This is a genomic window from Janthinobacterium sp. GL_088 (assembly GCF_057837845.1).
Genome location: NZ_CM174453.1, coordinates 1,581,238 through 1,607,538 on the forward strand (window position 1 = coordinate 1,581,238; position 26,301 = coordinate 1,607,538).

Annotated in this window: 28 protein-coding genes; 12 read left to right on the plus strand and 16 right to left on the minus strand. The window is 62.5% G+C overall.

From position 1 onward, the window contains the following. Positions 1 to 257 precede the first annotated feature (257 nt). Positions 258 to 1,268 carry an LLM class flavin-dependent oxidoreductase gene (locus tag AC3IQ7_RS07030; RefSeq protein ID WP_322427451.1) on the minus strand — a complete coding sequence of 337 codons (1,011 nt, stop codon included), beginning with the start codon at positions 1,266 to 1,268 and terminating at the stop codon, positions 258 to 260. Between the two features lie 214 nt (positions 1,269 to 1,482). Here AC3IQ7_RS07030 and AC3IQ7_RS07035 point away from each other — a divergent pair, with 214 nt between their 5' ends. Then, entirely contained in the window at positions 1,483 to 2,988 is a 1,506-nt protein-coding gene (locus AC3IQ7_RS07035; protein ID WP_489208712.1) for a dipeptidase, read from the plus strand. Between the two features lie 194 nt (positions 2,989 to 3,182). Further along, on the plus strand, positions 3,183 to 4,310 hold the full coding sequence (locus AC3IQ7_RS07040) for a M24 family metallopeptidase (protein WP_489208713.1): 1,128 nt from the start codon (positions 3,183 to 3,185) through the stop codon (positions 4,308 to 4,310). A gap of 41 nt (positions 4,311 to 4,351) precedes the next feature. Here the strand turns inward: AC3IQ7_RS07040 and AC3IQ7_RS07045 are convergent, their stop codons facing one another. Next, the gene (locus AC3IQ7_RS07045; protein ID WP_489208714.1) at positions 4,352 to 4,834 is read right to left on the minus strand and encodes a hypothetical protein; all 483 of its coding nucleotides are present in this window, start codon (positions 4,832 to 4,834) and stop codon (positions 4,352 to 4,354) included. Between the two features lie 221 nt (positions 4,835 to 5,055). Here AC3IQ7_RS07045 and AC3IQ7_RS07050 point away from each other — a divergent pair, with 221 nt between their 5' ends. Next, positions 5,056 to 5,334, plus strand: coding sequence for a hypothetical protein (locus AC3IQ7_RS07050; protein ID WP_158301289.1), 279 nt, complete (start codon positions 5,056 to 5,058; stop codon positions 5,332 to 5,334). A gap of 19 nt (positions 5,335 to 5,353) precedes the next feature. Here the strand turns inward: AC3IQ7_RS07050 and AC3IQ7_RS07055 are convergent, their stop codons facing one another. The 5 genes from AC3IQ7_RS07055 to AC3IQ7_RS07075 form a co-directional block, all read right to left on the minus strand. Next, positions 5,354 to 5,779, minus strand: coding sequence for a VanZ family protein (locus AC3IQ7_RS07055; protein WP_233516266.1), 426 nt, complete (start codon positions 5,777 to 5,779; stop codon positions 5,354 to 5,356). A gap of 548 nt (positions 5,780 to 6,327) precedes the next feature. Then, positions 6,328 to 7,092, minus strand: coding sequence for an SDR family NAD(P)-dependent oxidoreductase (locus AC3IQ7_RS07060; protein ID WP_099379484.1), 765 nt, complete (start codon positions 7,090 to 7,092; stop codon positions 6,328 to 6,330). A gap of 86 nt (positions 7,093 to 7,178) precedes the next feature. After that, complete coding sequence (locus AC3IQ7_RS07065) at positions 7,179 to 7,700, minus strand: TPM domain-containing protein (protein WP_099379483.1); 522 nt, start codon at positions 7,698 to 7,700, stop codon at positions 7,179 to 7,181. Next, a complete protein-coding gene (locus tag AC3IQ7_RS07070; protein ID WP_489208715.1) occupies positions 7,700 to 8,533 on the minus strand; it encodes a TPM domain-containing protein in 834 nt (277 codons plus the stop codon). The genes AC3IQ7_RS07065 and AC3IQ7_RS07070 overlap by 1 nt, the downstream gene beginning before the upstream one ends. 1 nt (position 8,534) lies before the next feature. After that, positions 8,535 to 9,149 carry a LemA family protein gene (locus AC3IQ7_RS07075; RefSeq protein WP_099379481.1) on the minus strand — a complete coding sequence of 205 codons (615 nt, stop codon included), beginning with the start codon at positions 9,147 to 9,149 and terminating at the stop codon, positions 8,535 to 8,537. A 156-nt stretch (positions 9,150 to 9,305) separates the two neighbouring features. On the opposite strand from AC3IQ7_RS07075, the gene pyrF reads away from it, so the two are divergent. Next, positions 9,306 to 10,130: an orotidine-5'-phosphate decarboxylase gene (gene pyrF / locus AC3IQ7_RS07080; protein WP_099379480.1), complete on the plus strand. Its 825-nt coding sequence runs from the start codon at positions 9,306 to 9,308 to the stop codon at positions 10,128 to 10,130. Between the two features lie 144 nt (positions 10,131 to 10,274). Here pyrF and sbcB read toward each other — a convergent pair whose 3' ends face one another. Beyond that, a complete protein-coding gene (gene sbcB, locus AC3IQ7_RS07085) occupies positions 10,275 to 11,723 on the minus strand; it encodes an exodeoxyribonuclease I (RefSeq protein ID WP_322427457.1) in 1,449 nt (482 codons plus the stop codon). Between the two features lie 147 nt (positions 11,724 to 11,870). Between sbcB and AC3IQ7_RS07090 the strand changes: the two genes are divergently transcribed. Continuing rightward, complete coding sequence (locus AC3IQ7_RS07090) at positions 11,871 to 12,500, plus strand: DUF5610 domain-containing protein (RefSeq protein ID WP_489208716.1); 630 nt, start codon at positions 11,871 to 11,873, stop codon at positions 12,498 to 12,500. Position 12,501: 1 nt separating this feature from the next. Here the strand turns inward: AC3IQ7_RS07090 and AC3IQ7_RS07095 are convergent, their stop codons facing one another. The 5 genes from AC3IQ7_RS07095 to AC3IQ7_RS07115 all read right to left on the minus strand — a co-directional run bounded on the left by AC3IQ7_RS07095 (position 12,502) and on the right by AC3IQ7_RS07115 (position 17,373). Beyond that, a complete protein-coding gene (locus AC3IQ7_RS07095) occupies positions 12,502 to 13,467 on the minus strand; it encodes a GGDEF domain-containing protein (RefSeq protein ID WP_099379550.1) in 966 nt (321 codons plus the stop codon). A 259-nt stretch (positions 13,468 to 13,726) separates the two neighbouring features. Then, the gene (locus AC3IQ7_RS07100; protein WP_034781728.1) at positions 13,727 to 14,104 is read right to left on the minus strand and encodes an HPF/RaiA family ribosome-associated protein; all 378 of its coding nucleotides are present in this window, start codon (positions 14,102 to 14,104) and stop codon (positions 13,727 to 13,729) included. A 187-nt stretch (positions 14,105 to 14,291) separates the two neighbouring features. Next, positions 14,292 to 14,957 carry a DUF1345 domain-containing protein gene (locus AC3IQ7_RS07105; protein WP_099379478.1) on the minus strand — a complete coding sequence of 222 codons (666 nt, stop codon included), beginning with the start codon at positions 14,955 to 14,957 and terminating at the stop codon, positions 14,292 to 14,294. 38 nt (positions 14,958 to 14,995) lie between these two features. Next, positions 14,996 to 16,267 carry an MFS transporter gene (locus AC3IQ7_RS07110; protein WP_489208717.1) on the minus strand — a complete coding sequence of 424 codons (1,272 nt, stop codon included), beginning with the start codon at positions 16,265 to 16,267 and terminating at the stop codon, positions 14,996 to 14,998. An 80-nt stretch (positions 16,268 to 16,347) separates the two neighbouring features. Then, on the minus strand, positions 16,348 to 17,373 hold the full coding sequence (locus tag AC3IQ7_RS07115; RefSeq protein WP_489208718.1) for a CDP-6-deoxy-delta-3,4-glucoseen reductase: 1,026 nt from the start codon (positions 17,371 to 17,373) through the stop codon (positions 16,348 to 16,350). 12 nt (positions 17,374 to 17,385) lie between these two features. On the opposite strand from AC3IQ7_RS07115, the gene AC3IQ7_RS07120 reads away from it, so the two are divergent. From AC3IQ7_RS07120 to AC3IQ7_RS07135, 4 genes are all read left to right on the plus strand, one after another. Then, positions 17,386 to 18,303: an SDR family oxidoreductase gene (locus tag AC3IQ7_RS07120; RefSeq protein ID WP_489208719.1), complete on the plus strand. Its 918-nt coding sequence runs from the start codon at positions 17,386 to 17,388 to the stop codon at positions 18,301 to 18,303. 83 nt (positions 18,304 to 18,386) lie between these two features. Then, entirely contained in the window at positions 18,387 to 18,647 is a 261-nt protein-coding gene (locus AC3IQ7_RS07125) for a hypothetical protein (RefSeq protein WP_035825355.1), read from the plus strand. A gap of 189 nt (positions 18,648 to 18,836) precedes the next feature. Continuing rightward, the gene (locus AC3IQ7_RS07130) at positions 18,837 to 19,106 is read left to right on the plus strand and encodes a hypothetical protein (RefSeq protein WP_489208720.1); all 270 of its coding nucleotides are present in this window, start codon (positions 18,837 to 18,839) and stop codon (positions 19,104 to 19,106) included. A gap of 242 nt (positions 19,107 to 19,348) precedes the next feature. Beyond that, positions 19,349 to 19,588 carry a hypothetical protein gene (locus AC3IQ7_RS07135; RefSeq protein ID WP_029496207.1) on the plus strand — a complete coding sequence of 80 codons (240 nt, stop codon included), beginning with the start codon at positions 19,349 to 19,351 and terminating at the stop codon, positions 19,586 to 19,588. A gap of 87 nt (positions 19,589 to 19,675) precedes the next feature. Here the strand turns inward: AC3IQ7_RS07135 and AC3IQ7_RS07140 are convergent, their stop codons facing one another. From AC3IQ7_RS07140 to AC3IQ7_RS07150, 3 genes are all read right to left on the minus strand, one after another. Then, positions 19,676 to 20,416, minus strand: a complete 741-nt coding sequence (locus AC3IQ7_RS07140; protein ID WP_489208721.1) for a glycine-rich domain-containing protein — start codon at positions 20,414 to 20,416, stop codon at positions 19,676 to 19,678. Between the two features lie 188 nt (positions 20,417 to 20,604). Then, positions 20,605 to 22,464: a CHASE domain-containing protein gene (locus tag AC3IQ7_RS07145; RefSeq protein ID WP_489208722.1), complete on the minus strand. Its 1,860-nt coding sequence runs from the start codon at positions 22,462 to 22,464 to the stop codon at positions 20,605 to 20,607. Positions 22,465 to 22,664: 200 nt separating this feature from the next. After that, positions 22,665 to 24,431, minus strand: coding sequence for a glutamine--tRNA ligase/YqeY domain fusion protein (locus AC3IQ7_RS07150; RefSeq protein WP_322427462.1), 1,767 nt, complete (start codon positions 24,429 to 24,431; stop codon positions 22,665 to 22,667). Positions 24,432 to 24,593: 162 nt separating this feature from the next. On the opposite strand from AC3IQ7_RS07150, the gene AC3IQ7_RS07155 reads away from it, so the two are divergent. The 3 genes from AC3IQ7_RS07155 (at position 24,594) to AC3IQ7_RS07165 (ending at position 26,283) form a co-directional block, all read left to right on the plus strand. Beyond that, positions 24,594 to 24,887, plus strand: coding sequence for a DnaJ domain-containing protein (locus tag AC3IQ7_RS07155; RefSeq protein ID WP_010395442.1), 294 nt, complete (start codon positions 24,594 to 24,596; stop codon positions 24,885 to 24,887). A gap of 105 nt (positions 24,888 to 24,992) precedes the next feature. Then, complete coding sequence (locus AC3IQ7_RS07160; RefSeq protein WP_034781751.1) at positions 24,993 to 25,505, plus strand: hypothetical protein; 513 nt, start codon at positions 24,993 to 24,995, stop codon at positions 25,503 to 25,505. Next, positions 25,495 to 26,283: a hypothetical protein gene (locus tag AC3IQ7_RS07165; RefSeq protein ID WP_099379471.1), complete on the plus strand. Its 789-nt coding sequence runs from the start codon at positions 25,495 to 25,497 to the stop codon at positions 26,281 to 26,283. Before AC3IQ7_RS07160 ends, AC3IQ7_RS07165 begins: the two co-directional genes overlap by 11 nt. The last annotated feature ends 18 nt before the right edge of the window (positions 26,284 to 26,301 follow it).

The following is a 26,301-nucleotide window of genomic DNA, read 5'->3' on the forward strand; positions in this document are numbered from 1 at the left end:
TCTTGCCGGGCAGGGCCGATTTTGCGGCGGGGTGGAAGGAAACCCTGCAGGTAAAAACGCCAGGCAAAAAAATCCCGGCGATCGTTGCCGACGGCCGGGAAAAGGGTATAAGGAGATATACCGAGGGAGGAAGTTAAAACGTGTTCTAAACTTACTGCGCGTCGTTAGTCTCGGCCTGCGATGCTCACTGCCTCGGTGGCCCCGTGCATCCGCACAGTTCCGCGTCTCGTCCACAACTCACTTCCGCTCGCGACAGTTTAGAAAACGTTTTTATGACCGCGTGCCAGCTCCGCATGCACCTGCGCCGTGATTTCATACGAGCGCAGCCGGTGCTGGTGGTCGAAGATCTGCGACGTGATCATCAGTTCGTCGGCGCCCGTTTCGGCAATGAAGGCAGCCATTTTTGCCTTGACGGTGTCCGGCGCACCGATGGCCGTGCAGGACAGGACGGAATCGAGCATGGCGCGTTCCTGCGGACCCAGTTGCTCCAGGTAACCGGGCACGGGCGGCTGCAAACGCGACGGGCGACCCGTGCGCAGGTTGACGAAGGCCTGCTGCATCGACGTGGCGCGCAAGTGCGCTTCCCCATCCGTGTCGGCGGCAAAGACGTTAAAGCCCAGCATCACATACGGTTTCTCCAATTGTTTCGAAGGCTTGAAGTGTTCGCGGTAATAGGCCACGGCTTGCATCATCATTTGCGGCGCGAAGTGCGAGGCAAACGCATACGGCAAACCCAGGTGGGCGGCCAGCTGGGCGCCGAACAGGCTGGATCCGAGTATCCACACGGGCACTTTCGCGCCCTTGCCGGGCACGGCCAGCACGCGCTGGCGCGGCTCGTCGGACATATAGTCGATCAATTCCAGCACGTCTTGCGGGAACTGTTCCGCATCGGACTGCAGGTCACGGCGCAGGGCGCGCGCCGTCGTCTGGTCGGAGCCGGGCGCGCGGCCCAGGCCCAGGTCGATGCGGCCCGGATGCAGCGCTTCCAGGGTGCCGAACTGTTCCGCGATGACGAGCGGCGAGTGGTTCGGCAGCATCACGCCGCCGGCCCCCACACGGATGGTTTTCGTACCGGCCGCCACATGGGCGATGACGACGGCCGTGGCGGCGCTGGCGATGCCCGGCATGCCGTGGTGTTCGGCCAGCCAGTAGCGGTTAAAGCCCCAGCGTTCGCCGTGCTGCGCCAGGTCGAGCGTGTTCTTGAACGACTGGCTGGCATCGCTGCCTTCGGCGATGGGGGCCAGGTCGAGTATGGAAAATGGAATCATGGTAGCGATATCGGGACGTGGTGGAAAATCACAATGGACGATTTGTCTATCCCCTGACGACAACAGGGTCGGCCTTGGAAGCGGCAGGGATGACAGGCTGTGCACATGATAATGCGAATCGGGAATTTGCGTACTGATCGGTAAAAAACTCGTATCGATTGGAAATCGATGCGGGCGATGCTAGAGTTGGCTTCCCTACTTTATGCGTCCCGCCATGTTCAAGAAACCCGTCCTGCTGACCCTGATTGGCCTGCTGCTGCAGCCCTCCGTTCACGCTGCGCCCGTCAACCTGCAGGCGCAGGAGACGGCCCGCTACGCGCTGGCCACCTATCCCGAACCGCTGATCGCCAGCCTGGCAAAGATGGTCAGCTACAACACGGTGGCCGACCCGGCCGTGCCGTTTGCCGACAATCCCCAGCACACGGGTTTCAAGCGCTACCTGGCGGCCGAGGCGCAGCGCCTGGGCTTCGACTTCCAGGATCATGGCCACGTGCTGATCATCGGCATGGGCAGTGGCAGCGAACGGGTGGGCGTGATCACGCATGGCGACGTGCAGCCTGTGAACCCCGTCAAATGGGCCCGTTCGCCATTCGAGCTGGACCGCACCAGCGAACCTGGAAAACTGCTGGGACGGGGCACGGAAGACGACAAGGGACCGATTGCCACGGCCCTGTACGCGATGAAAGCCATCCAGGATCAAAAGGTGCCGCTGAGCAAGCGCATCGAGTTGTACGTCTACATGGCCGAGGAATCGGACTGGGAACCGCTGAAACAGTTCCTGAAAAACCATACGCCGCCGCAAGTGAACATCACCATCGATGCGGAATACCCGGTGGTGACGGCCGAGAAGGGCTATGGTTCCATCAAGCTGACCTTGCCGCCGCGCACAGCCTTGCCGGCCGATGGCGGCCCCGTGCTGACGAGGCTGACGGGCGGCTTTTTCGGCAGTCAGATTCCGGAAGACGCCCAAGCCGTCATTGAGCGCGCGCCGGCCGCGCTGGAAGCGGTCATCCGCGCCCGCGCGCAGCAGCAACAGGGCATGCGCTACACGTATGCGCGCGATGGCGGCACCTTGACGGTGACGGCGCTGGGCGTGTCGGCCCACTCGTCGAAACCGGAAGACGGCTTCAACGCCATCAGCATGCTGGCCGACGCGCTGGCCGTGCGGCCGTGGCAGGGCACGCAGGCAGCTGACATGTTGTCATTCCTGAATGAACTGGTGGGTACTGGAATCTACGGCGAACGCTTTGGCCAGATCGCTTACCGCGACGGCTTCATGGGGCCGATGACGGTAGCGCCGACGGTACTGAAACAGAACGGCGGCGCGCTGGAACTGAATATCAATGTGCGCCGTCCGCAAGGCAAGACGGCGGCCGTGTTGCAGCAGCAGATGACGGCTGCCTTCGACGGCTGGAAGGCGCGGCGCCACGTGCCGGCTACCCTGCAGGTGCAGATCGGCGAGCCGTGGCTGCAGACGGCGGCGCCGCAGATTCCCACCTTGCTGTCCGTCTTTGAACACTACACGGGCGTCATCAATCCGCAGCCGGTCTCCATCGGCGGCGGCACCAATTCGCGCCTGTTCCCGAATGCCGTCAGTTTCGGTCCGGCCATGCCGCACACCGTGTACACGGGGCATTCCGAACACGAGTTCATCACGGAAAAGCAGCTGCTGTTGAACTTGCAGATGTACACGGCCGTGCTGATCGAGCTGGCGAAATAGCGGCTTGTAAAAATGGACGGAAGTCATAGACTGCAAGCCTGAGACGAAGCCGGGCACTGAACTTTTTATGCGCGCGCCAGTCTTATGTTTCCATGTAGGAAGGGAGCAGCTATGCATGAACAGCACGAGGCCCGGCTGGCGCCAGGCAGGGCAGGCGGGGTAGCGCCGCGCCGGATTCCGCACGAGGGGAAGACATGAACTGGCCGCTGGAACTGGAAGTGGCGCACAAGCTGGCGCAGATGCGGGGCTGGCTGGAACAGGAGCGGGCGGGCGCCGTGCGTCTGCGCGGCGTGGACTGGTTTGCGTGGGCCACGGCGGGCGCGTCGAACAGCCACTACCATACGACCGAGTGCGGCTGCGCGGAAGTGCTGGTGACGCGCGACGCCGCCTACATCTTGACGGACGAAGCCGAAGCCATGCGCATGCGCGAGGAAGAAGTGCGCGGGCCATGGACGTGGCAAGTGTCGCCCTGGATGCAGCCGCAACTGTATGAATTGCGCGAGCATTTCGTGCGGCATGTGGCCGGCGGCGCGCCTGTCCTGTCGGACCGGCCCGGCTTGCACGAACGCAGCCTGCCCGTGGCCCTGCGCGAAGAGCGTCTGGTGCTGCTGGAATCGGAGCAGTTGCGCTACCGGCAGGTGGGGCAGCTGGCAGCCAGCGCGGCTGCGGATGCGCTGCGCCAGGCCCGCCCCGACTGGAGCGAGCTGGAACTGGCTGCCGCGTGCGCGCGCGCGCTCTGGTTGCGGGGCTTGCAGGCCGTGTACGTGCTGGTCAGCGGGGCGGAGCGCCAACAGCGCTATCGGCGCGCACCGCCAGCGCAGGCGGTGCTGGGCACGCAAGCCGTACTGGCCCTGTGCGGACGGCGTTTCGGCCTGTGCGCCAGCCTCAGCCGTCAACGGCGCTTCGGCCCGGCGCAGCATCGTGCCGATGGCGCGGCGTTGGTCATGGACGATGCCGATGCGGCCATGCTGGCGCTGGAAGCGGTGGCGCTCGACGCTTGCGAAACGGGCCATGCGCTGAGCATGGTATATCACGCGCTCGACAGCGCCTACGCGTATGCAGGCCAGCCCGATACGGTGCGCACCAGCCGGCAGGGTGGCATCCATGGCTACCTGGCACCCGAAGTGGCGGCCGGCGCGCACACGGAAATCATCCTTAAGCGGGGCATGGCGCTGGCCTTCCACCCCAGCCTGCCCGGTAGTACGGTGGAAGACACGTTTCTGCTCGACGGCAGCCAATTGCACAACCTGACGCACGACCCGGCCTGGCCTTCGGCCGTGGTGCAGGGGCGCCGCCGGCCGCTGACCCTGGCGCTGGCCTGATGCGGTCAGTTGCGACCAGCCTCGGCCAGTGTCGGTAAATATCAATAGCGCTGCAGCACGCCTTTTTGTACGCTGACCCGGTCGCCGATCTGGAAGGCGGGCTGGGTGTTTTGTACAAAGGTGCGCGTCGTGCCGTCGTCCAGGCGCAAGGTGACGCGGTACAGCAGGTTGCCCGCCGCCCCCGAGGTGCTGCCGGCGGTGCCCGACGTGCCCGCCTGCATGTCGCCACTACCTTGGTCCATGCTGCGCGGCACGGTTACGATCGATTGCACCGTGGCTGAACGGATGTTCATGGTGGACTGGCTCAGTTCGCTGCTCACGTCGCTGCTCATGTCGTTGCTGGTATCGGCGGCTGTACTGGCCGTGCTGCTGGCCGGCACGCTGCTTTGCGGCGTCGTGCCGGCCGGCGCGGCATAGGTTTCGCCGCTATTGCTGCGCGCCAGGCTGGTTTGGTCTGTGGAATGGCAAGCTGCCAGCAAGGCGCATGTCAGGCCGGTCAGCAGTAGGGTTGTTTTCGATCTCATCTTGGTCTCCTCATGGTCGCACACTCAGGATCGGCACCCGCGGTGATTGCGGATAGCGGCGATTGCTGCATGTAAGAGCATGGCGGAACAGGGATGTTCGGCGGCCATCGTTGCCGATTGAGCTAGATCAAGTGTCCAATTGCCGTGCTTGGTATAAAAGATGCTGGCAATTACCACTTCGTGCGGCTGCACGTTTCCTCACTGTTGAATCGGGAGAAAAAATGTCATCTGGCCCTACAGCAAAACTGATCGATGAGTTGGTGCTGGCCATCGGCGGCACTGCGCGCGATGCCCGTGCGCGCCATGTGCTGGCCCAGGCCTTGCACGGCCTGGTGCGGCTGGCGCGCTCGGAACAGTTGCTGGACATGCAGCGCGACGCGGCACGCGCCATGGGGGCCGGCAGCCGGCGCGAAACGCGCGCTCTGATGCGGCGCCTGGGCAAGCGCAGCCAGGGGCAGTTGCGGCTGGCATTGCAGGATGGCGAAGCGGATCGCGCCTGACGCGCGCGCCATCCCCCGTTCAGGCTTCGGGCAGCGGCGCGTCCTTGACCAGGGCGGCGGCGACCATTTTCGGCCAGAGGAAATACAGTGGCAGGCAGACCGCCGCGGCGGCCGTGATATCGACGACCCAATCGCTGACGGCGCCACGGCGGTAAGGCAGGAAACTCTGGATGAATTCGTCCAGCGCACCCATGGCCGCCACCATCAGCACCGACAGCAGCGCGCGGCGCGCCATGCTGCCTTTCGTGCCGCTGAACAGGATCAGGGCCAGCACGCCATAGCCGACGGAATGCAGCACGCCGCCCGACGCATATTGACCCACGTCCGCGCGCACACCGGGAATGTCGCCGATCAGGATCACCAGAGCATAGAGCACCAGCGCCGTGCGGTAGCGCAGGCGTTCGTAGCGGTCGGCAAAACACAGTTCGGGCAAGGGTGCAGGCATGAGGCGTCAGGACAGGTGGAAAGGCCGTCACAATATCATGGGCAGGGCGGGCCACCGTGTTTTTGCGCAAGAGCTTGCCGTGCAGGCAAAAAAAGGCCCGCGGGGACGCGGGCCAAAAACCCAAATGAAATGGGTCAAGAGTTGAGAGTTGCTCGGTACTCACCGTGTCGCGCGCCTTGCGGGCGCCCGCCACGGTCATGAAAGGGGAGTGGTGTGCCATCGCGGCACACCTGTCTGTAGTCAGGCATATCGGTTGCCTGTACAGCAGATGAAGCAAGTATAGGGGGCGAAGATGACGTGCTGATGACACGCCGCAACATTTTTTTGCGGCAGGCAGAAGGAGCGGGAAGATTGTGCATCATGGCAAGAATAGCCATGTTTCAGCAGTGACAGCGAAAAAAAAGCCCGCTGGTGAAAGCGGGCTTAAAACTATTTTCTTGGAGGAGAATAGTGGAGACAGGTGCATTATGCTGCGTCGCACGATATGTGTCTAATGGTCTTTTTAGATAACCATTATTATTTTTTGATATAACTATCTGCATCTGTCTTCATTCCTTCACGGCCACCGTGTAGTTGAGCGCCATGCGCCCGCCGTCGACATAGATGGTCTGGCCCGTCATGTAGGTGGCGTCGTCGCTGGCCAGGAAGGCGGCGATGCCGGCCACTTCCTCCGGCTCGCCGCAGCGGCCCAGCGGCGTGCGCGACAATATCGTGTGGCGCGCTTCCGGGCTCGACAGCACCGCCTGCTTGGCCAGTTCCGTCAGGATGGTGCCGGGACCGATGCCGTTCACGCGCACGCCATGCGGTGCCAGGTTCAAGGCCATGACCTTGGTCAGCTGATTGATGGCGCCCTTCGACACCACGTACGGCACCTGGTTAGGGATCGCCAGTTCCGCATTCACGCTGGACATATTGATGATGCAGCCGCTGTTGCGCTTGACCATCTCGCGCGCCACGGCCTGGCCGCACAGGAACATCGATTTCAGGTTGATGCGCATGACCCGGTCGAAATCGTCTTCGCAGACGTCGAGGAAATCGGCCGCGTGTGTCACGCCCGCATTGTTGACGAGAATATCGATGTGGCCGAACTGCGCCAGGGTTTCCTTCAGCATGGCGTCCACGTCCGCCTTCTGGCTGACGTCGGCGCAAAAGAAGCGCGCCTGCGGGCCGAGGGCGGCGGCCGCCTGCGCGCCTTCTTCCTTGATGTCGACCAGCATCACTTGCGCCCCTTCGGCGATCAGGCGGGTGGCGCAAGCCAGGCCGATGCCCTGCGTGGCGCCCGTCACGATGGCGGTTTTATTGATCAGTTTCATGTGTACTCCTCGGCGGTAATAGGGGCCGCGCTGCCCAGGTCACCGGCCCGCGCGGCAATGGGCAGATTTTAATCCCTGGGCAGGAATCAGAGGAGGATCGGTTCGTTCGGCAACTGGTTGCCGCGCGTGCCGTTGGCGGGGAAGTGGCTCTGCAGCAAGGTATTCAGCTGCTGCAAGGCATCAAGCGTACTGTCGTGGTAATTGCCATCCTTGAACCCTTTCGTCATGGTGCGGCACACGGCTTGCCACTGTTCCGGCGTGACGCGCCGGCCCACGTTGCGGTCGGCGACGATATCGACCTGATGTTCGGCCAGGTTGATGTAGATCAGCACGCCTACGTTGTCTTCCGTATCCCACACGCCATACTGGGCGAACAGTTCGCGCGCCCGCTCGCGGTTGCTCACGCCCTGGTAAGCCATGCCCGGCGTCAGGGCCGCTTCGACGATCAGGCGCACTTCCGCCTGGTGCATCGCTTCACCGTCGGCAATCGCCGTCTCGATGGCTTTCAGTGTCCGTTCCGGAAAGGCCTGGCGCGCCGTCGCCGGCGTGCCCCGTAAATGTTTCAAGGCCCGTCCGCAGCGTTGTCCGAATGTCAGTTGTTTCGTCATTACCAATCTCCCGAGGCGCCGCCGCCGTCAAAACCGCCGCCGCCGCCACCGAAACCACCACCGCCACCACCGCCAAAACCACCGCCGCCACCGAAGCCTCCTCCGCCACCGCGATTGTTCAGCGCCTGGCTGAGGATGCTGCCCAGCACGACGCCGGTGGCGCCGCTGGACCAGTTGCTGCCGCGCTGCAGCCGCGTGGGGCCGCCGCGCGAGCGGAACAGGGTCAGCACGACGAGGAAGCCGAAGAACAGCAGCGGCAGCCAGAAGGTCATGCCGCCCGCTTCCACGGTGGCTGGCGCCTTCTGCTGTGCCGGAGCGGGGAATTGCTCCTGGTTCAGCAAAGTGGCAATCGACCCCACGCCGGCCACCAGGCCGCCGTAATAGTCATTCTGCTTGAAATGGGGGGCGATCACGTCTTGCAGGATGCGTTTCGATTGCGCATCTGTCAGCACGCCCTGCACGCCACGGCCCGCTTCGATGCGCAGGCGGCGCAGGGATGAGGGATTGTCCTTCGCCACCATCAGCAGCACGCCGTCATCGACGCCCTTGCGGCCCAGCTTCCAGGCATCCGTCACGCGGATGCTGTATTGCTCGATGGCTTCCGGTTCCGTGCTCTTGACCAGCAGCACGGCGATCTGGCTGCCCGTCTTGGCTTCGTAATCGGCCAGCACGCCTTCCAGCGCCGCTTTCTGCTTGGCGTCCAGCATGCCGGCGTCATCCGTCACACGCGCGGCCAGCGGCGGCACGGGCTGCAAGCCCTGTGCGCCGGCTGGCGCCATCGTCCACAGCAGCAGCGCCGTCGCCAGCGCCGCGAGGTAGGACCAGGCTTTCATCTTATTTGCCAAAGTTGACGCTCGGCGCGGTCGAGATGGCTTTTTCATTTTCCACCGTGAACGATGGCTTGACCTTGTAACCGAAGACCATGGCCGTCAGGTTGTTCGGGAAGCTGCGCGCATGCACGTTGTAATCCTGCACGGCCACGATGTAACGCTGGCGCGCCACGGTGATGCGGTTTTCCGTGCCTTCCAGTTGCGACTGCAGGTCGCGGAAGCTGGTGTCGGCTTTCAGGTCCGGGTATTTCTCGGACACCACCATCAGGCGCGACAGGGCCGACGACAGCTGGCCCTGCACTTGCTGGAATTTTTCGAACGCGGCCGGGTCGTTCAGCACTTCGGGCGTGATCTGGAAACTGGTGGCGGCGGCGCGCGCCTTGGTCACCGCTTCCAGGGTTTCGCGCTCGTGCGTGGCATAGCCCTTCACGGTGTTCACCAGGTTGGGGATCAGGTCGGCGCGGCGCTGGTACTGGTTGACCACTTCGCCCCAGGCGGCCTTGGTGGCTTCGTCCTTGCTCTGGAAGTCGTTGTAGCCGCAGCCCGTCAGGATGCCGGCCAGGACGGTGACGCTCAAGGCCAGGCGCAGCCATTTGGTGAATTGATTGGTGATTTGCATGATGGGTTCCGTGCGAGTAAGGGAGGTGAGGCAAATATACCTGAAACGGCCCGCCATGTCGGTTTAATAAGCGTTGGCCGCCACCACCGGCTGACTTGATAGGGCCGCGCCGCGTTACAATACGGGGTTTGCAACTGAATATAGAGAAGGTGTGCCGTGAATTTCATCAATAAATTATCCGCCGCATGGACGGCCAATAATTCCCTGCTGTGCGTGGGCCTGGACCCCGACCTGGCGAAACTGCCGGCCGAACTGCGCGATTTGCCTGATGGAATCACCACCTTTTGCACGCGCATCATCGACGCCACGGCCGACTTGGCTTGCGCCTTCAAGCCGCAGATCGCGTATTTTGGCGCGCTGGGTGCGGAAAAGCAGCTGGAAGACATCTGCCGCTACGTGCGCGAAAACTATCCGCACATCCCGCTGATCCTCGACGCGAAACGGGGCGACATCGGCGCGACGGCCACGCAATATGCGCGCGAAGCGTTCGAGCGCTACGGCGCCGACGCCGTCACCGTGAACCCGTACATGGGCGAGGATTCGCTCGACCCCTACCTGGCGTGGCAAGACCGCGGCGTAATCATCCTGTGCCGCACCTCGAACCCGGGCGGCTCCGATCTGCAATTCCTGAATACGGACGGCGAACCGCTGTACCAGCGCGTGGCGCGCCTGGTGGCCGAGAAATGGAACAAGAATGGCCAGTGCGCGCTCGTCGTCGGCGCCACCTTCCCTGAAGAGCTGGCGCAAGTGCGCGCCATCGTCGGCGACATGCCGCTGCTGGTGCCCGGCATCGGCGCCCAGGGCGGAGATATTGCCGCCACCGTCGGCGCGGGCCAGACGGCGAACGGCATGGGCATGATGATCAGCTCGTCGCGCGCCATCATCTACGCCACGCCGCAGGCTGGCGAAGACTTCGCCGCCGCGGCGCGCCGCGTGGCCATTGAAACGCGCGATGCGATCAATGCGCATCGTTCTGTATAAAAACTATCTACAGTTAGCCGCACAGCGCCTAACCAAACCGTAGCGAGCGGAAGGGAGAGGTGGTCGAGAAGCGCAACCGTACTAGCGTACGGTGAGCATCGCAGGCCACCTATACCGACGCGCAGTAGGTTTGCTTAGGTGCTACTAATCGCGCTGGGGGGCGACAATCTCCGCGTAATCGTACAGTTCTCCCAGAATTTCCTCTCCCCGCTCATCGACCGATTCCGACAGCACATCGATCTCCGTAAACAGCATTTCGATGGTGCGGGCGCCGGCGTCGCCGTCGAACAGGCGGGCGGCGCGGTGCTGTTCCCAGCGCAGGCTTTCCGCTTCGCTCAGGGTTTGCGGGAAATTGCGGGCGCGGTAGCGGAACAGCAATTCCTGCAGGCGCTCGTCGGCAAACGAGGGGCGGGCCGTGGCCAGCTTGGCCGGTGTGTCGCGGCGCAAGGATTCGAGCAGGCGGCGGTCGTCGTTGCTGACGAAACCATTGTACAAATCCTCATCCACGTCCAGCGCGACATTTGCGCCCGGGCGCTGGAAGACTTCGGCCCAGATGGCATCCATGTTCGGCGCCGTCGCGGCCAGTTGCGCGTTGACCTTCGCCGCGTCCAGATCGATGCCCCATTGCGCGGCCATGGCCGGCGACAAAGTTTTCAGATTGCCGACCAGCATGGGCGATTTGTTCAGGTGTACGCTTTTCACGGGCAGGCGCGTCATGCCTTCCGGCATGGCATCCTTGCGTGTAAATAAACGCGTGCGGATGGTGTCGGCGTCCAGCGCGAACAGTTCGCGCGGGTCGTAGGCGCAATCCCAGACGAGGATCTCGTTTTTATTGCTCGGATGCGTGGCCAGCGGCCAGACGACGCCCAGGCAGCCCCGCTCGGCGGGGAACATGCCCGACACGTGCAGGAAAGGCTGGCGCTCGGCGGCTGCCAGGTGCATGCCCATTTCGCTGGCGACCCTGTCCTTCTTGTGCAGCGCCAGGCAGAATTCGAACAGTTTCGGCTGCTTTTCCTTGATCAGGCGCGCCAGGGCGATGGTGGCGCGCACGTCGGACAGCGCATCATGCGCCGCTTCGTGGGCCAGGCCATTGGCCTTGCTCAAGTGTTCCAGTTTAAAACTGGTCTGGCCATCGTCGCGTTTCGGCCATTGCATGCCTTCCGGGCGCAGCGCGTGCGTCATGCGCACCACGTCGAGGATGTCCCAGCGGCCGCAATGGTTCTTCCATTCGCGCGCATACGGGTCGATCAGGTTGCGCCAGAACAGGAAACGCGTGACTTCATCGTCGAAACGGATGGTGTTGTAGCCCACGCCGATGGTGCCCGGCTCCGAAAAGGCCGCTTCGATGGTGGCGGCGAACTGGTGCTCGGGCACGCCCAGCTGCAGACACTGCTGCGGCGTGATGCCCGTGATCAGGCACGATTGCGGGTCGGGCAGGAAATCATTGGCAGGCTGGCAATACAGCATGATCGGCTCGCCGATCTCGTTGAGGTCCGCATCCGTGCGGATGGCGGCGAACTGGGCCGGGCGGTCGCGGCGCGGCTGGGCGCCAAAGGTTTCGTAGTCGTGCCAAAGAAAGGTCTGGTTAGTCATTGATGGTCGTTGCTTGATTGGTTATCCGGGCCGCTAAAAGCAGCCACTGCTACAGTTTTCTGAAAACCTGCCGATACTACACGAGAGGATGGTCATCATCGCGTTTTCCGCATGGTGGCATACATTGCCCGTTCAAGGAGGTCTATCGTGTCAATTCCCATCGCCGCAAGCGGCAATTCCAACCCTTCCGTGACTTCCGTCAGTACGGGTGTTGCCGGCAAGGACGATAAAGTCCAGCAAAAGGACGGTATCAACGCTGAAATGAGCGTGAATGACCGCACCAAGCTGCAGTTGAACGCTTCCATCATGCAGGCCTCGCTGAACGTGTCGATCGGTTCCGAGAACGAGCCGCTGGCGCTGCTGTACAAGACGGCCATCACCAACATCAATGAAGCGCTGAAGAGCCAGTACGGCGAGGACGCAATCCAGAACGCGGCTTCGCAGGATAACAGCGCCGAAGCGACGGCGAGCCGCATTGTATCGCTGTCGACGGGATTTTTTGATGCGTTCAAGAAACAGAATCCCGGCATGGACGACGATACGGCCCTGACCAAGTTCATGGACACCATCAGCGGCGGCATGGAAAAAGGCTTCAAGGAAGCGCGCGACATCCTGGGCGGCTTGAAAGTACTGAATGGCGATATCGCCGGCAATATCGACAAGACGTATGAACTGGTGCAGAAGGGCTACGCCGACTTCATCGCCGCGCACAGCAGCAAGAAGGATGATGCTGCCAAGCCGGATGCGACCAAGCCGGCCGACAGCAAGGCCGCCTGATCTATAGCATGACCCTGTTGCGGCCCGATGCTTTGGCGCGGTAGAGCGCCGCGTCGGCGGCCGCGATCAGCGCATGGTCGTCCTGTTCTGCCGCCAGGCTGGCCACGCCGAAGGAACCCGTGATGTGTGGCAGCGCGCTGCGCATGTCTGCAAAGATGACGGCGAGCTGCATGCGCTCGCACAGGCGCTCGGCCACCCGCAGGGCCACGTGTTCGTTGGTATCGGGCAAGATCACCATCATTTCCTCGCCACCATAACGCACGGCAAAATCCGTGGGCCGCAGGGCCGCGCCCAGCACTTGTGCGGCGATGCGCAGTGCCTGGTCGCCCGCCTGGTGGCCGTGCGTGTCGTTGAAGCGCTTGAAATGGTCGAGGTCGATCATCACCAGCGACAGCGGCGAGCCGCTGGCGTGGGCCGTGACGATCATGTTTGGCAGCAGATCCGTCAGCCAGGCGCGGTTGTACAAGCCCGTCAGGCTGTCGACCATCGACAGCTGGCGGTAGAATTCGCCTAGCTTTTGCCGGCGGCGCAGCAGGGCATTGGCGGCGCGGATGCGGAAGGACAGCAGCCGCAGCAGGTTGCGCGCCAGGCCGTTCGACTGTTCGATCAATTCCCAGACGATGGCCGCGTCGATCACCAGCAAATCGGTTTCTTCCAGGGCGGAAATGGCGGCCAGGTTGCTCGCTTCATCGAGCACCGACTGTTCGCCCACGCTTTCGCCGGGCAAGACCTTGCTGACGGTGCCGTCATCCATGCCCGTGTGGGTGTCGGCGGCCACGGCCAGCGAACCGCGCAGGACGATGTACAGGCTGGCGCCTTGCGTGTCGGAAATAGCTTCGCCCGCTTCGAGGCGCATGACGGGGCAGGGCGCCAGCATGGCGGCCGTCTGGCTATCCGCCCCATCGCGAAATAGCTGTAAATCGCCGATGTTGCAGCCTGAAGCGCCGAAGTTGCCGATCTGTTCCACAATCACACTTTCAAAAAGCCGGCGCGCGAGCAGGGGGCCGGTAGCTTCATGATAGCGTAAAGCAGCCTTGGCTGTAACGGCAAAGGCTTGCTTGAGGTCACTTACTGTGAGAAATACGACAATTATTTCATTGCCGCGTTAATACGCTGGAATGCTTGCGGTTTTGTTATGGATGTTGGCGCGCGCGAAAGGCGGGGCAGATGTGCAAAGGCAGCCTTGAACGGCTGCCTCAGTCTCTGGAAATCCTGCGGGTGGGGAGTTACTCGGCGGTTTCTTCCGCTTCGGCCGTATCGATCACGGCATTCTTGCCGGTGGCATGGCGCTTGCTGTCTTGCAGGCGGCCCAGGGCGCTATCGATGGCGCGTTTCAGTTTATCAGTGGCGCCGGCAACGGATTGATGCACGGTGGCGTTCTGTTCGGTCACGGCGATCGGTTGATAGCCAGCAACGCGTGCTTCCATGACGCAGCGGATATCGTCGGCGCCGCCTTTCGGGCCATTCGTGTCGCTGATGTGGACTTCGATGCGGGTCAGGTTGTCGCGGAAGCGGTTCAGTGCGCTTTCAAGTACGGATTGCACATGTTCGTTCAGTCCAGCGGTGTTGGCGATGGTGCTGTCGGTATGAATATTGATTTGCATATGCTTACTCCTGTCAATTCAAAAAAAACCCATCTCAGGCGTGCTGCGGCCTGGTTGCTGCCTCATGCACACGACCTCTGTGCATGGAACTTATCTTACTCCTCTTTCCAGTATTTCAAGAGGGTGCGCACGATTAAGATGCGCTTAACCCTTCAGCCAGGTCAAGTTTCCGCTACGAAATTATTTTTCAGCCATTGATGAGTCCAGCCGCGATATTGATCGACAGCCCCAGCACGACCAGGTTGAAGAAAAAGCTCAGCACGGATTGCCCCAGCACGATCTGCCGCATCATGCGCGTCTGCACGGAAACGTCCGACGTTTGCACGGCGACGGCGATGGTGAAGGCGAAATACAGGAAATCCCAGTAATCGGGCTCTTGCTCGTCGTCGGGAAACTTCAGGGGGCGCAGTGCGGGGTCGGCCTGGTAATACAGGTGGGCATAGTGGAAGCAGAACAGGGTGCCGACGAGGAACCAGGAACCGACCAGGGTGAGTATCGTCAGGCCGTAGTGCAGCGCGCGCTCGTCCGGCGCCATGTCTTTCATCGAGGACAGCTGCGAGACGATGGCCACCAGGCTCATTACGGATGCGACGGACAGGGCCGACAGGACGGTGGCCGCCCGCTCGTCCTGGCGCGCCGCCATGGCTTTGACCTTGTGGTGGTTGGCGCGCATCATCATCCAGGCCATCGTCGCCAGGTAGAACCAGACGGCGACATTCCACGCCGTCAGCAAGCGCGTCATCTGTTGCCAGGACGAGGGCAGCAACAGGCCGGCTGCCACGCCGATGGCCGTGGCCATGCTCAGGTGGGGGCGGCTGCGGATGAAGCTGTGGAATGGAAGCGTGATTTTCATGGTGCGGCTTGGTCAGTGGCGATAGCGCATCTTAGCCCTTAGTTTGCGGTCGCGGTGGACGTCCTGGCAGCCGCTTCCTTCTCGTGGTGGGGGAAGCGGTCCATGCGCGACAGCACGGGGAACAGCACGGCCCAGATGCCCGTCACGGCCAGGGTGGCGGCGCCGCCGAAGAGCACGGCGCGTACGAGGCCGAACCAGCCGGCCGTCAAGCCCGATTCGAACTCGCCCAGCTCGTTCGAGGCGCCGATGAAGACGGCGTTGACGGCGCTGACCCGTCCGCGGATCTCGTCCGGTGTCTCGAACTGCACCAGCAAGTGGCGGATGTAGACGCTGACCATGTCGCCGGCGCCCATCAGGAACAGGGCCGCCAGGGCCAGCGGGAAATAACTGGTGCTGCCCAGCACCAGAGTACCCAGGCCGAAGACGGCCACGCCGCCGAACATCCACGCGCCCACGCGGCGCGTGATGGGAAAGATGGCCAGCGCGATCGAGCACAGGGCGGCGCCCGCGCCCGGCGCCGTGCGCAGCAAGCCCAGGCCGCTGGGGCCGATATGCAGCACGTCGTGCGCGAGCGCCGGCAGCAGGGCCGTGGCGCCGCCGAACAGCACGGCAAACAGGTCGAGCGAAATGGCGCCCAGCACGATGGGTTTCGACCAGACGAAGCGCAAGCCTTCGAGCAGGGTATGCCAGCTGACGGGTTCGCGCTTCACCACTTGCGGCGCGGGCGTGGTGGCGCGCATCAGCAGGACGGACACGACCAGCAGCGCGGACGAGATCAGGTACACGACCTTGGGGCCGAAGTAATACAGCAAGCCGCCCAGGGTGGGGCCGAGGATGATGGCGACGTGCGAACTCGATGAACTGAGTGCGACGGCCCGGCTGAAGTGTTGCGTGGGCACCATGTTGACCAGCACGGCTTGCGTGGCCGGCATCATGAAGGCGCGCGCGCTGCCGAACAGCACCAGCACGGCAAACACGGGCCAGACGATGGAAATATTGCTTAACGTAAACGCCAGCAGGGCCAGCGCGCAAGCCAGTTGTGCCGCCAGACACCAGGCGATGATATTGCGGCGGTTATAGCGGTCGGCCACGTGGCCGGCCGGCAAAATCAAGACGAGGAAAGGCGCGAATTGCGCCAGGCCGATCAGGCCCAGGTCGAACAGGCTGCCCGTGATCTGGTACACCTGCCAGCCGATGGCCACGCTTTGCATCTGCACGGCCACGGTGCCCAGCACGCGGGCGGACAGGTAAAAGGCGAAATTGCGGTGACGCAGGATACTGAAGCCGTTGCCGGCAGAGGCGAGAGACATGAATACTTTCCAGGGCACGACGGGGTGAGGCGGGTGGCGGCAGCGGATGCCGCGCCAGCAGCACCCCGCTGTCTGGATGCTTACTTGGCCAGGTCGGCTTCCGTGGTGAAGGCGTCCGCGTAGAACTCGTCGGCTGGAAGTTGACACAGTTGCACGAAATCGCGGTTGGCCGATTCGACGACGATGGGTGCGCCGCAGGCATACACCTGATACGCGGACATGTCCGGCAAGTCGGCGATGACGGCCTGGTGCACGAAGCCCGTGCGGCCTTCCCACGCGTCTTCCGGCAAGGCGTCCGACACGACGGGCACATAGGTGAACTGCGGCAAGTCGGCGGCCCACTGGCGGCACAGCGCGTCCATGTACAGGTCGTGCGGACGGCGGCCGCCCCAGTACAGGGTGATCGGGCGCGGCGATTGCTCGTTGATCATGTGCTCGACGATGGCTTTCAAGGGGGCAAAGCCCGTGCCCGAGGCCAGCAGCACGACGGGCTTGTCGGAATCTTCGCGCAGGAAGAAGGTGCCCATCGGGCCTTCGAAGCGCAGGATGTCGCGCTCCTTCATGCTGCCGAACACCTGGTCGGTGAACAGGCCGCCCGGCATGTGGCGGATGTGCAGGCTCACGGGGCCGCCTTCGACGGGCGCGCTGGCCATGCTGTAGCTGCGGCGTTTGTTGTCGCGCAGCATGATTTCGATATACTGTCCGGCGCGGTAGTGCAGGCGCTCGCTGGCCGGCAACTGCAGGGTCAGCACGACGACGTCGGGAGCGACTTTTTCGATAGTGGTCACGCGCGACGGCATTTTCTTGATCGGGTAGTCGCTGCTGCCCGCCACTTCGCGTGCCTGCACCACGAGGTCGCCCTGGGGGACGGCGCAGCACAGCAGCGAGTAGCCGGCGGCCGCTTCATCTTCCGTCAGGGAGCGGGCCTGGTATGGCTTATGCTGTACGTTGCCGGAGACGATCTTGCCCTTGCAGGAACTGCAGGCGCCGCTCTTGCAGCTGTACGGCAAGCCGACGCCGGCGCGTATCGCCGCCGACAGGACGGTTTCGTCCGCTTCGCAGCTGAATTGGTGGCCGCTGGGCTGAACAGTAATTTGAAAAGTCATACAATCCTTGAGATGAAAAATATGTTAATGCACTCTTTGCGCAAGCCGGTGGGCTTGCCGCGCTTGCTGATCCTGGGCTGCGGCGACGTCGGCCTGCGTCTGTTGCCGCAGCTAGCGGCGCGCTTCCGCGTCTTTGCCGTCACCAGCCAGCCGGCGCGCTGCGCGCAGTTGCGGGCGGCCGGCGCCGTGCCCATCGTGGCCAACCTCGACGACCGCGCCAGCCTGAAACGGCTGGCGGGACTGGCGTCGATGATCGTGCACCTGGCGCCGCCCTTGTCGTCGGGCTTGCTGGACCGGCGCACGCGCAATCTGGCCGCCATTTTACCCGAGCATGCACGCATGGTGTATGTGAGCACCAGCGGCGTGTATGGCGATTGCGCCGGCGCCTGGGTCGATGAAACGCGGCCGACGGCACCGGGCAATGCGCGCGCGAAGCGGCGCGTCGACGCCGAACAGGTCTTGCGCGGCTGGGGCGCGCGCCGCGGCGCCAAGGTGGCCATCCTGCGCGTGCCCGGCATTTATGCGGAGGACCGTTTACCGTTGAAACGCTTGCGCGAGGGCACGCCAGCCCTGGCCGCGGGCGACGATGTGTACACCAACCATATCCATGCCGATGACCTGGCGCGCATCATCGAGCGGGCCCTGTGGCGGGGCAAGCCGGGACGCGTGTATCACGCCAGCGATGACAGCGAACTCAAGATGGCCGAGTATTTCGACGCCGTGGCCGACACGTTCGGCTTGCCACGCCCGCCGCGCCTGCCGCGTGCCGAGTTGCAGCAAGTGGTCACGCCGATGCTGTTGTCGTTCATGTCCGAATCGCGCCGCCTGCACAATACGCGCCTCAAGCGCGAGCTGGGCGTGCGTCTGCGCTACGCGCGCGTGGCCGATGCCTTGCAGGTGCTGTCTGCCGATGGCGCCGGCATCGGGTAAAATGGCCGGTTATCTGCGCACTTTGCTGGGCCGGCGCGCAGCGCGCCGTTCCCGCGTTGCGCCACTCACTTAAGGACTACAGCATGAGCACCCTCACTTACGAAGAATACCTGGACGAGGTCACCACCGTCCTGACGGAACTGTACGACCTCGACGACGAGGCCGCCATCAAGCTGGTCGTGGCGGCGCAGGACGCCGAATTTTTTGTCCCGCACGATGCGCATGAGGAAATGCGTACCGCCGAGCAAGCCAAGAAAGATGCGGTCACCCTGTTCGAGCGCAAACAGAATCGCCAGCAAACGCAGGAAAAACAGCAGCAGCGCGTGCGCCAGCAAAAGAAATAAGGACGAAAGCCAGGCCGCTGGAGTCATGGCGCAGTACGGGCTTCGGCGCAACGCCGGGGCCGTGCCTTTGACGCAGCGCAAACGCGTCATGGCGCGCTGGCGATATGGTGAGCAATGTCGTCACGCGTCTGGGCTCTTGTGGCGGGCTCTGAACAGCGTGACGCTGTTTCCCGTCAGCAGGAGCAAGCCATGCGAGCTACGAATCACCCCAGCAAGGAACAGGTACGCGCCTACATGCGCCGGCGCGAACGCGCGCTGCTGCAGCCGCCGCCGCCCGATGAAATCCGCCGGCAACTGGCCTGGTGCCGCGTAGATGCCCTCCCGGGCACTTGCCCGCTTGCCACCCCGGCCGGCGTGGCCGCGCAAGGCTGGCATTTATCTGCGGAAATGGCCCGCCTCAGCACCCTCATGGCCATAGTCTGGCTCATGCATAGCGGTGTTGCTCATCGTAAAAATTGATGACTTGCAGCAAATTTTTCCGATTTGAGTTATCCTCTAGCACATTCCAAGTGCGTCAATTCTCTTCAATTATCACAATTTTGCTTTAAGTTACGCAAAAATCAACAATAGCGTGTATTATATTGTTTGCGGCGTAAAAGCCGCATAAGTGATGGCGCTTTTTAGTGTGTTTACCCTGAATTATTGCAGAAGAGACATTCGGTTTCTTTTTGCTCTAATACAACAAGTACGGATTTTCGATCATGTCTCTCAAACAAATTACCTCTTTGCCTACCTACAACCCGAATCGCGTCCTCGATGCGATCATCGACAAGCTGCAACTGAAAAACGATGCCGCCTTGTCGCGAGCCCTGGAAGTGGCGCCACCGGTCATCAGCAAGATTCGTCACAATACCTTGCCGATCGGCGCCACGATCCTCATCCGCATGCATGAAATCAGCGATTTCAGCATTCGCGAACTGCGCGAGTTGATGGCTGCCTAAGAGCGCCTGACAGACGGCAAGCTGAGAGGTGCCGTCTGGGTAAGCCAGGCTTGCCGCGTGCGGCAGCCACATCTGTTTTCCGCTTTTCTATTGCGGGTCGCGGTTCAGCACCGGACGATCGACATAGAAGCGCCCCATTTCCAGGCCAGTCGAAGACGACTTGACCACCGCCGCGGCCAGTGAGGCAGGGGCGCTGGAAAATGCGGTGTTGGCAGCCCCGGTCGCGCGGCCCGAATACGCCGTCGCCTGCACCGCCGCACTGGAAAACGCCGTCTGAACGGCCCGGCCCGAGTAAGCCGTCGCCTGTACCGCTGCACTGGAAAATGCTGTTTGGACAGCCCGTCCTGAATACGCAGCTTGCACTGCCCGTCCTGAATACGCCGCCTGTACGGCGCGCCCCGAATACGCCGCTTGTACGGCGCGCCCCGAATATGCCGTTTCTGCGCGGATATAATCTTCCCCGAACGTTTGTTCATACAACTGCTTCATGCGCTCGCCCACGCGATGGTGCGCCGCTTCGTCATCTTCGCCGCGCAAGCCGATGTAGGGGAAGTGATGAAGGAAGTAACCGAACACCTGTTCGCAGTCTGCCGCATATTTCAGGGTGTCGAGGATGTGGTAGTGCCAGAAGGTGTCGACGTCCATCAAAGGCGCCGTTTCTTCTTCCGGAAACTGTTTCATCAGGATCAGGAAGCGGCGGTATTCGAATTCCACTGCATTCGCCTTCTCCAGACTCCATCCTTCGCCTGACTCCCGGTGCATCAGTTTGACCTTGATCGCGTCCAAATTCAAATCGGCAATTGCTTTGAAACTGTCGTTCGTATCCATGAATGTCCTTTGGTAAAGAGCGTTGTGGGAACTGCGGTGTAACAAGGAAAAGCGGTGCGTGTGTACTCCTGGCAAGTAGTCGAGGAATGCCTGGCCCATGGCGGGCGGGCGCTGAGTTGTTCTACATCAATATTGCATCTAATTACGAAATATGCAAGCTGAGCTTGCTTCGTGCGGGCGCGCGGCTGTCACCCGCTGGCCCGGCTTTCTTCCTGGTAGGGAAAGGCGGTGGCGTCCGCGCCCAGCGGCACGCTGACGTGTACGCTCATGCCGGCGCCGGGGCTGCTTTCGATGTAAAAAGTGCCGCCCAGCAATTTGATGCGTTCCTCGATGCCCACCAGGCCAAACGAGCCCAGCTTGTTGCGCCCGTCGATGGCCGCGCCCACGCCGTTGTCGCTGATGCTCATCGACACCGTATCGTGGCATTTTTCCAGCTTGACTTGCACGCGGCTGGCATTCGCATGCTGGGAAATATTGCTGAGCGACTCTTGCAGGATGCGGAACAGGGCCGTCGCGCATTGGTCGCTGAGGCAAATGTCGTCATGGCTTTCGCTCACTTCGCAGGCAATGCCCGTGCGCTGGCGAAACTGCGCCACCTGCCATTCGACGGCCGCATTCACGCCCAGGTCCAGCACGGTAGGGCGCAAGTCGTTGATGATCTGCCGCACGCTCTTGATGGTGGCGTCGATCTGCTCCAGAGTCGAGCGGGCGCGGGCGTTCAGGCGCGGGTGGCGGCGCTGCGTGCGCGAGGCCAGCATGTCGGCATCGATGCGCAAGACCAGCAGGTTCTGTCCCAGGTCGTCGTGGATTTCGCGCGCGATGCGCTTGCGCTCTTCTTCCTTGATCTGGTCGGCATGCGCCGCCAGGCGGCGCAGTTTTTGGTGCGACAGTTGCAATCGGATCTGGCTGGCGCGCAATTCCTCCGTCATGCCCGTCGCCATCTGGATGGCGCGCCGGCGCGACGACGCCAGGGTGTGGAACAGTACATACAGCAGCATGGTGCTGGCAAAGCCGATCAGCAGGGCCAGCCACGGCAGGAAGACGTCGAAGCGTGAATACAGGTCGCTCTTGCGCACGCTGAACAGCGCTTGCCAGGCGCGGCCATTGTGCTCGATCAGCAACGTGCTGCTCAGGTAGCGGCCCGAATTGCCGGGCTGCCACCATGGCGCATGCATGCCCGCCGCCGTGCTGTCGAAGATGGGACGCATGTCGTGCGGCAGCTGCAGCGGCAAGTCCGGCTGTTCAAGCGCCTGCGGGCCGATATCGAACAGGGTCAAGCGGACGTTGCGTACCGGCATGTCGGCCAGCGCGCTGCGCATCATCGTCACCAAGTCGTAGCCGATGCCGACGGAACCCTGGTAAGCCGCGCGCCTTTGCTCCAGCGTATCGACCGGCATGCCGAAGCGGTACACGGGCATGCGCATGGCCATGCCCGTCAATTGGGGCCGGCCGTCCATCGGCACGGGCACGCCGGAATTGCTGATCTGGCCGGAATCGCGCGACAGCACCAGCGCTTCGGCGATCAGCGGGCGCGCGGCGATGTCATAGCCATACTTTTCCGGAGCGCTGGCGATCGGCTCGATGTACACGAGCACGGAATACTCGGCGCGCGGGGCGGGCGGATGGATGGCAAACGCCGGATAGCCGTCGCGCCCGGGCGGATAGTCGCGCTGCATGGCCGCTTCGAAGGCGGCGCGCTGCGTCTCGTCGAGTTCCTGGCTGTAATTGAGATTCATCACGCCCGGGTAGTTCTGTTGCAGGGCGATGTTTGCCACGTAGCGGTGGAATTGCTCGCGGCTCACGTGTGCGTTGGCGCGGAACAGGCTGGCCGTGCCGCGCAGCAGATTGGCATACGACTTGGTGCGCGATTCGATGCTTTTCTGGGTGTTGCGCGCCAGATTGTTGAATTGTTCGCTGGCATCGCTTTCGATCGATAGCGAGGCGGCCATGTAGAACAGCAGGCCCGCCATCATCGACACCACAACGCCGAGCAGCCACTGCGGTCTTTTTTCAGCAGCTAAGGGGTGTTCGCCGGCAGTAGAAGACATTGCCATCCGCATCAGGAAGAGGAATCGGGTGCCGCCTGGGCGGCGGAGGCTGGGCTGGGTTGTGCAAGCGCCATCGAAATTGCAAATTGCTCAATAGCTGCCTAATATACAAAATTATCGTGAATGTAGTCAACAGGCAATATTTCTCGTTGAAACGAAAAAAACCGCCGCAGCGGTTTTTTTCGTGTGCCGTCCAGCCCTTATTTGGCGGGCTGCCAGCTGTCTTTCAGGGTGACGATGCGGTTGAAGACGGGCTTGCCAGGCTGGCTGTCAACCCGGTCGGCCGCGAAATAACCGTGGCGCTCGAACTGGAAGCGTTGTTCCGGCTGGGCCAGTTCCGCGCCCGGTTCCAGCCACGCTTGCACCACTTCCTTGGCCAGCGGATTCAAGGCCAGTTTGAAGTCCTTGCCGCCCGCGTCCGGCTGCGGGTCGGTAAACAGGCGGTCGTACAGGCGCACTTCGGCGGGAATGGCCGTCGGCGCGCTGACCCAGTGCATATTGCCCTTGACCTTGTAATTGGCGCTGCCTTCCGTGCCCGATTTGCTGTCGGGGAAGTAGGTGCAATGCACGGCGATGACCTTGCCGTCCGCATCCTTGTCGTAGCCCGTGCACTCGATCACGTAGCCGTAGCGCAAGCGCACACGGCTGCCCGGCTTGTCGTCGATCGGCGGATACAGGCGGAAATAGCCTTTGTTCGGCACTTCCATGAAGTCGTCTTCCTCGATCCACAGCTCGCGCGAGATGGGGAAGGTGCGCAGGCCGCGCTCCGGGAAGTGCGGGTGCACGGGCGCCGTGCATTCCACGCTCTCGCTCTCAGGGAAATTGTCGATGATCAGTTTCAATGGACGCAGCACGGCCACCGTACGGGGTGCTTTCGGATCCAGGTCTTCGCGCAAACAGCCTTCCAGCACGCTGTAGTCGATCCAGCCGTCGGATTTCGTCACGCCCGTGCGTTCGCACATCAGTTGAATCGCTTCCGGCGTGTAGCCGCGGCGGCGCATGCCTACCAGGGTCGGCATGCGGGGGTCGTCCCAGCCATCGACGATTTTTTCTTCCACCAGCTGGCGCAGCTTGCGCTTGCTGGTGACGATGTAGGTCAGGTTCAGGCGCGAGAATTCGAACTGGCGCGGCACCGGTTGCTGGAAGAAGCCGCCGGCCGACAGGGTTTCCAGCAGCCAGTCGTAGAACGGGCGGTGATCCTGGAATTCCAGCGTGCAGATCGAATGCGTGATGTTTTCCAGCGCGTCCGAGATCGGATGCGTGTAGTCGTACATCGGATAGATGCACCAGGCGTCGCCCGTGCGGTGGTGGTGCGCATGGCGGATGCGGTAGATGGCCGGGTCGCGCAAGTTCATGTTCGGCGAACTCATGGCATCTTCGCTCATCTTCGCGCGCAGGATGTGCTCGCCATCCTTGAATTCGCCCGCCTTCATGGCGCGGAACAGGGCCAGCGATTCGTCGCGCGGACGGTCGCGGAATGGCGAATTCTTGCCGGCCTGGCCGAAATTGCCGCGGTTGGCGGCCATGTCTTCGGCGCTCTGGCTGTCCACATAGGCAAAGCCGGCCGTGATCAGGTACTCGGCCATCGCGTACAGCTGGTCGAAATAGTCGCTCGCGTAGTGCAGGTGGCTCTGGCCATCGGCATGCTTCGGCTCCCAGTCAAAGCCCAGCCATTTCACGCTGTCCATGATGGTGTCGACGTATTCCTGCTCTTCCTTCGCCGGATTGGTGTCGTCGAAGCGCAGGTTGCACTGGCCGGCGTAATCGCGCGCCAGGCCGAAGTTGACGCAGATCGACTTGGCGTGGCCCACGTGCAGGTAGCCGTTCGGCTCCGGTGGGAAACGCGTGATCACCTGGGGCAGGCCGGGACGCACGTGGGCGCCGGCAGCCAGGTCGGCTTCGATGATGTTACGCAAGAAATTGGGCGCCAGCGCTGGCGCGGCGGTATTCGGTTTATCGTTGCTCATTGATCAATGCGGAAGAGTGACAGTAAAAAGCATTTTACCGTACCACAAGCGCTTTATAAGCACGTATTTACCCCCATTTCCCGGCATGCAAGCGACGCCGACGCCGTTCTATAGGATAATTCGCCTTTAATTAGCAAACAAAACGTGACCCCGGAGCCATTTATGGAAAATTTATATAACGTCCTCGGTGTCGCGCCCAATGCCAGCGACGATGAAATCAAGAAGGTTTACCGTTCGCTGGCCATGCGCTTCCACCCCGACCGCAACCAGGCCCCCGGCGCCGAGGCGCGCTTCAAGAGCGTGACCAAGGCGTATGAAATCCTGGCCGACCCGGCCAAGCGCGCAGAATACGACCAGAGCGTGAACCACCGCATCATCATCGACCCGGAAGCGGAAGCCTATGCCCTGTGGTGCGGCGTGTTCCGCCTGCATGGCACGGTACTGCCGGCAGACTAAGCCTGCTGGCGGCCGCCCGGCCAGCCCGAATGATTTGAAAAACAACAAACAATGGTGCTTTTGCTTTTAAGTAAAAGTGCCGCGCATCACATTGGAAAGCACAGCATGAGAAGAGTACACCCTGAATTCGCGTACCAGTCGCGCGAGCTGGAAGGCCAGATCGAAGGCATCCTCGGCGACCCGCCGAACCGCAAGAACTACAAGAGCATGGTCGACGCCCTGGTGGGCGAATACGCGAGCGGCGGCGGCATCGAAGACGTGAACATGCTGGCCTTCGCGCTGGTCGACCACATCACGTTCAGCGACCCGAAAGGCTTGCTGGCCGAAAGCGAAGACTACGAATTCGGCGATACGGCCCGCGTGTTTTCCATGGCCGCGTGCGCCGCGCCGGAAGCGGCGAAGATGTACGCCGCCATCGAAGAGAGCTTCCCCGACCTGGCGCGCCAGGCCATCATCACGGCCTTTTTGCACAAGAATCCGCGCCTGTGGGACGACGACGACCAGTCGCTCGACCAGCTGGCCGCCAATGACGACGGCGACGACGAGCACGATGAAGACGAAGCCACCGACGATTTCGCCCAGATGTTTGACCAGGATGGAGATGACCATGGCCGATAACAATGAACAAAAGAGCAACTTGCCCGCGCTGACCAAGCAGGTCACTGAACTGGTGCTGTCCGGCTCGCTGGGCCACGCCGAGCAGGCGTTTGCCGACGCGGCCGACCAGTACGGCGATCTTGCCGTGGTGGAAGTGCTGAGCGCCATCCCGCCGCAAGTGACGGCCCTGCACCTGGCCGGCTTCGACGGCGGCAAGATGTCGCTGGCCACCCTGCTGGTGCCGCCGAAGGCCTGGGCCGACAGCCTGGCCTTCATCGCCGCCACCTGGAGCGACGACCAGATCGAGGACGATCCGGAACGCATCGCCGAATCGCTGTTCGCGCACATCCACGGCGTGGTGTTTTCCACCGACGACGCCGAGCGCCGCCGCGAGCTGCTGCTGGAAGCGTCCGCCACCGACTGGGGCGCCACGGCGTTCGCCATCCTGTTCTCGATGGCGCCGAAGGAAATCCTCGAAGTGGCGGGCGAGATCGTCATCAAGGGACCGTATGTGACGGGCGTGACCTCGTCCGACAACGACGTCGTGCCGCTGGCCATCGAGCTGGCGCAAGCGAATGAAGACGGCTGGGACCGCTCGTTGTTCGAACTGTTCCCCGACTTCCGCCACAGCGCCGACCTGGCCGACGCGGAATACTCGGACGACCCGGACGAAGAGCCGACCATGTTGCAGCGGAGCACCAAGGAATTGCTGTACCGCCTGCGCAAACAAGTGCCGAGCACGCGCAGCGCGCCACGCTCCAGCACGCGCCGCAGCCTGGGCACGGGCATTTTCTCGTAATGAAAGCAGGGAACGTCT

Coding starts and splice junctions, on each gene's coding strand:
- AC3IQ7_RS07030 (WP_322427451.1), bottom strand. CDS start 1,268: ATGATTCCATTTTCCATACTCGACCTGGCCCCCATCGCCGAAGGCAGC.
- AC3IQ7_RS07035 (WP_489208712.1), top strand. CDS start 1,483: ATGTTCAAGAAACCCGTCCTGCTGACCCTGATTGGCCTGCTGCTGCAG.
- AC3IQ7_RS07040 (WP_489208713.1), top strand. CDS start 3,183: ATGAACTGGCCGCTGGAACTGGAAGTGGCGCACAAGCTGGCGCAGATG.
- AC3IQ7_RS07045 (WP_489208714.1), bottom strand. CDS start 4,834: ATGAGATCGAAAACAACCCTACTGCTGACCGGCCTGACATGCGCCTTG.
- AC3IQ7_RS07050 (WP_158301289.1), top strand. CDS start 5,056: ATGTCATCTGGCCCTACAGCAAAACTGATCGATGAGTTGGTGCTGGCC.
- AC3IQ7_RS07055 (WP_233516266.1), bottom strand. CDS start 5,779: ATGCCTGCACCCTTGCCCGAACTGTGTTTTGCCGACCGCTACGAACGC.
- AC3IQ7_RS07060 (WP_099379484.1), bottom strand. CDS start 7,092: ATGAAACTGATCAATAAAACCGCCATCGTGACGGGCGCCACGCAGGGC.
- AC3IQ7_RS07065 (WP_099379483.1), bottom strand. CDS start 7,700: ATGACGAAACAACTGACATTCGGACAACGCTGCGGACGGGCCTTGAAA.
- AC3IQ7_RS07070 (WP_489208715.1), bottom strand. CDS start 8,533: ATGAAAGCCTGGTCCTACCTCGCGGCGCTGGCGACGGCGCTGCTGCTG.
- AC3IQ7_RS07075 (WP_099379481.1), bottom strand. CDS start 9,149: ATGCAAATCACCAATCAATTCACCAAATGGCTGCGCCTGGCCTTGAGC.
- sbcB (WP_322427457.1), bottom strand. CDS start 11,723: ATGACTAACCAGACCTTTCTTTGGCACGACTACGAAACCTTTGGCGCC.
- AC3IQ7_RS07100 (WP_034781728.1), bottom strand. CDS start 14,104: ATGCAAATCAATATTCATACCGACAGCACCATCGCCAACACCGCTGGA.
- AC3IQ7_RS07105 (WP_099379478.1), bottom strand. CDS start 14,957: ATGAAAATCACGCTTCCATTCCACAGCTTCATCCGCAGCCGCCCCCAC.
- AC3IQ7_RS07110 (WP_489208717.1), bottom strand. CDS start 16,267: ATGTCTCTCGCCTCTGCCGGCAACGGCTTCAGTATCCTGCGTCACCGC.
- AC3IQ7_RS07115 (WP_489208718.1), bottom strand. CDS start 17,373: ATGACTTTTCAAATTACTGTTCAGCCCAGCGGCCACCAATTCAGCTGC.
- AC3IQ7_RS07120 (WP_489208719.1), top strand. CDS start 17,386: ATGAAAAATATGTTAATGCACTCTTTGCGCAAGCCGGTGGGCTTGCCG.
- AC3IQ7_RS07125 (WP_035825355.1), top strand. CDS start 18,387: ATGAGCACCCTCACTTACGAAGAATACCTGGACGAGGTCACCACCGTC.
- AC3IQ7_RS07130 (WP_489208720.1), top strand. CDS start 18,837: ATGCGAGCTACGAATCACCCCAGCAAGGAACAGGTACGCGCCTACATG.
- AC3IQ7_RS07135 (WP_029496207.1), top strand. CDS start 19,349: ATGTCTCTCAAACAAATTACCTCTTTGCCTACCTACAACCCGAATCGC.
- AC3IQ7_RS07140 (WP_489208721.1), bottom strand. CDS start 20,416: ATGGATACGAACGACAGTTTCAAAGCAATTGCCGATTTGAATTTGGAC.
- AC3IQ7_RS07145 (WP_489208722.1), bottom strand. CDS start 22,464: ATGTCTTCTACTGCCGGCGAACACCCCTTAGCTGCTGAAAAAAGACCG.
- AC3IQ7_RS07150 (WP_322427462.1), bottom strand. CDS start 24,431: ATGAGCAACGATAAACCGAATACCGCCGCGCCAGCGCTGGCGCCCAAT.
- AC3IQ7_RS07155 (WP_010395442.1), top strand. CDS start 24,594: ATGGAAAATTTATATAACGTCCTCGGTGTCGCGCCCAATGCCAGCGAC.
- AC3IQ7_RS07160 (WP_034781751.1), top strand. CDS start 24,993: ATGAGAAGAGTACACCCTGAATTCGCGTACCAGTCGCGCGAGCTGGAA.
- AC3IQ7_RS07165 (WP_099379471.1), top strand. CDS start 25,495: ATGGCCGATAACAATGAACAAAAGAGCAACTTGCCCGCGCTGACCAAG.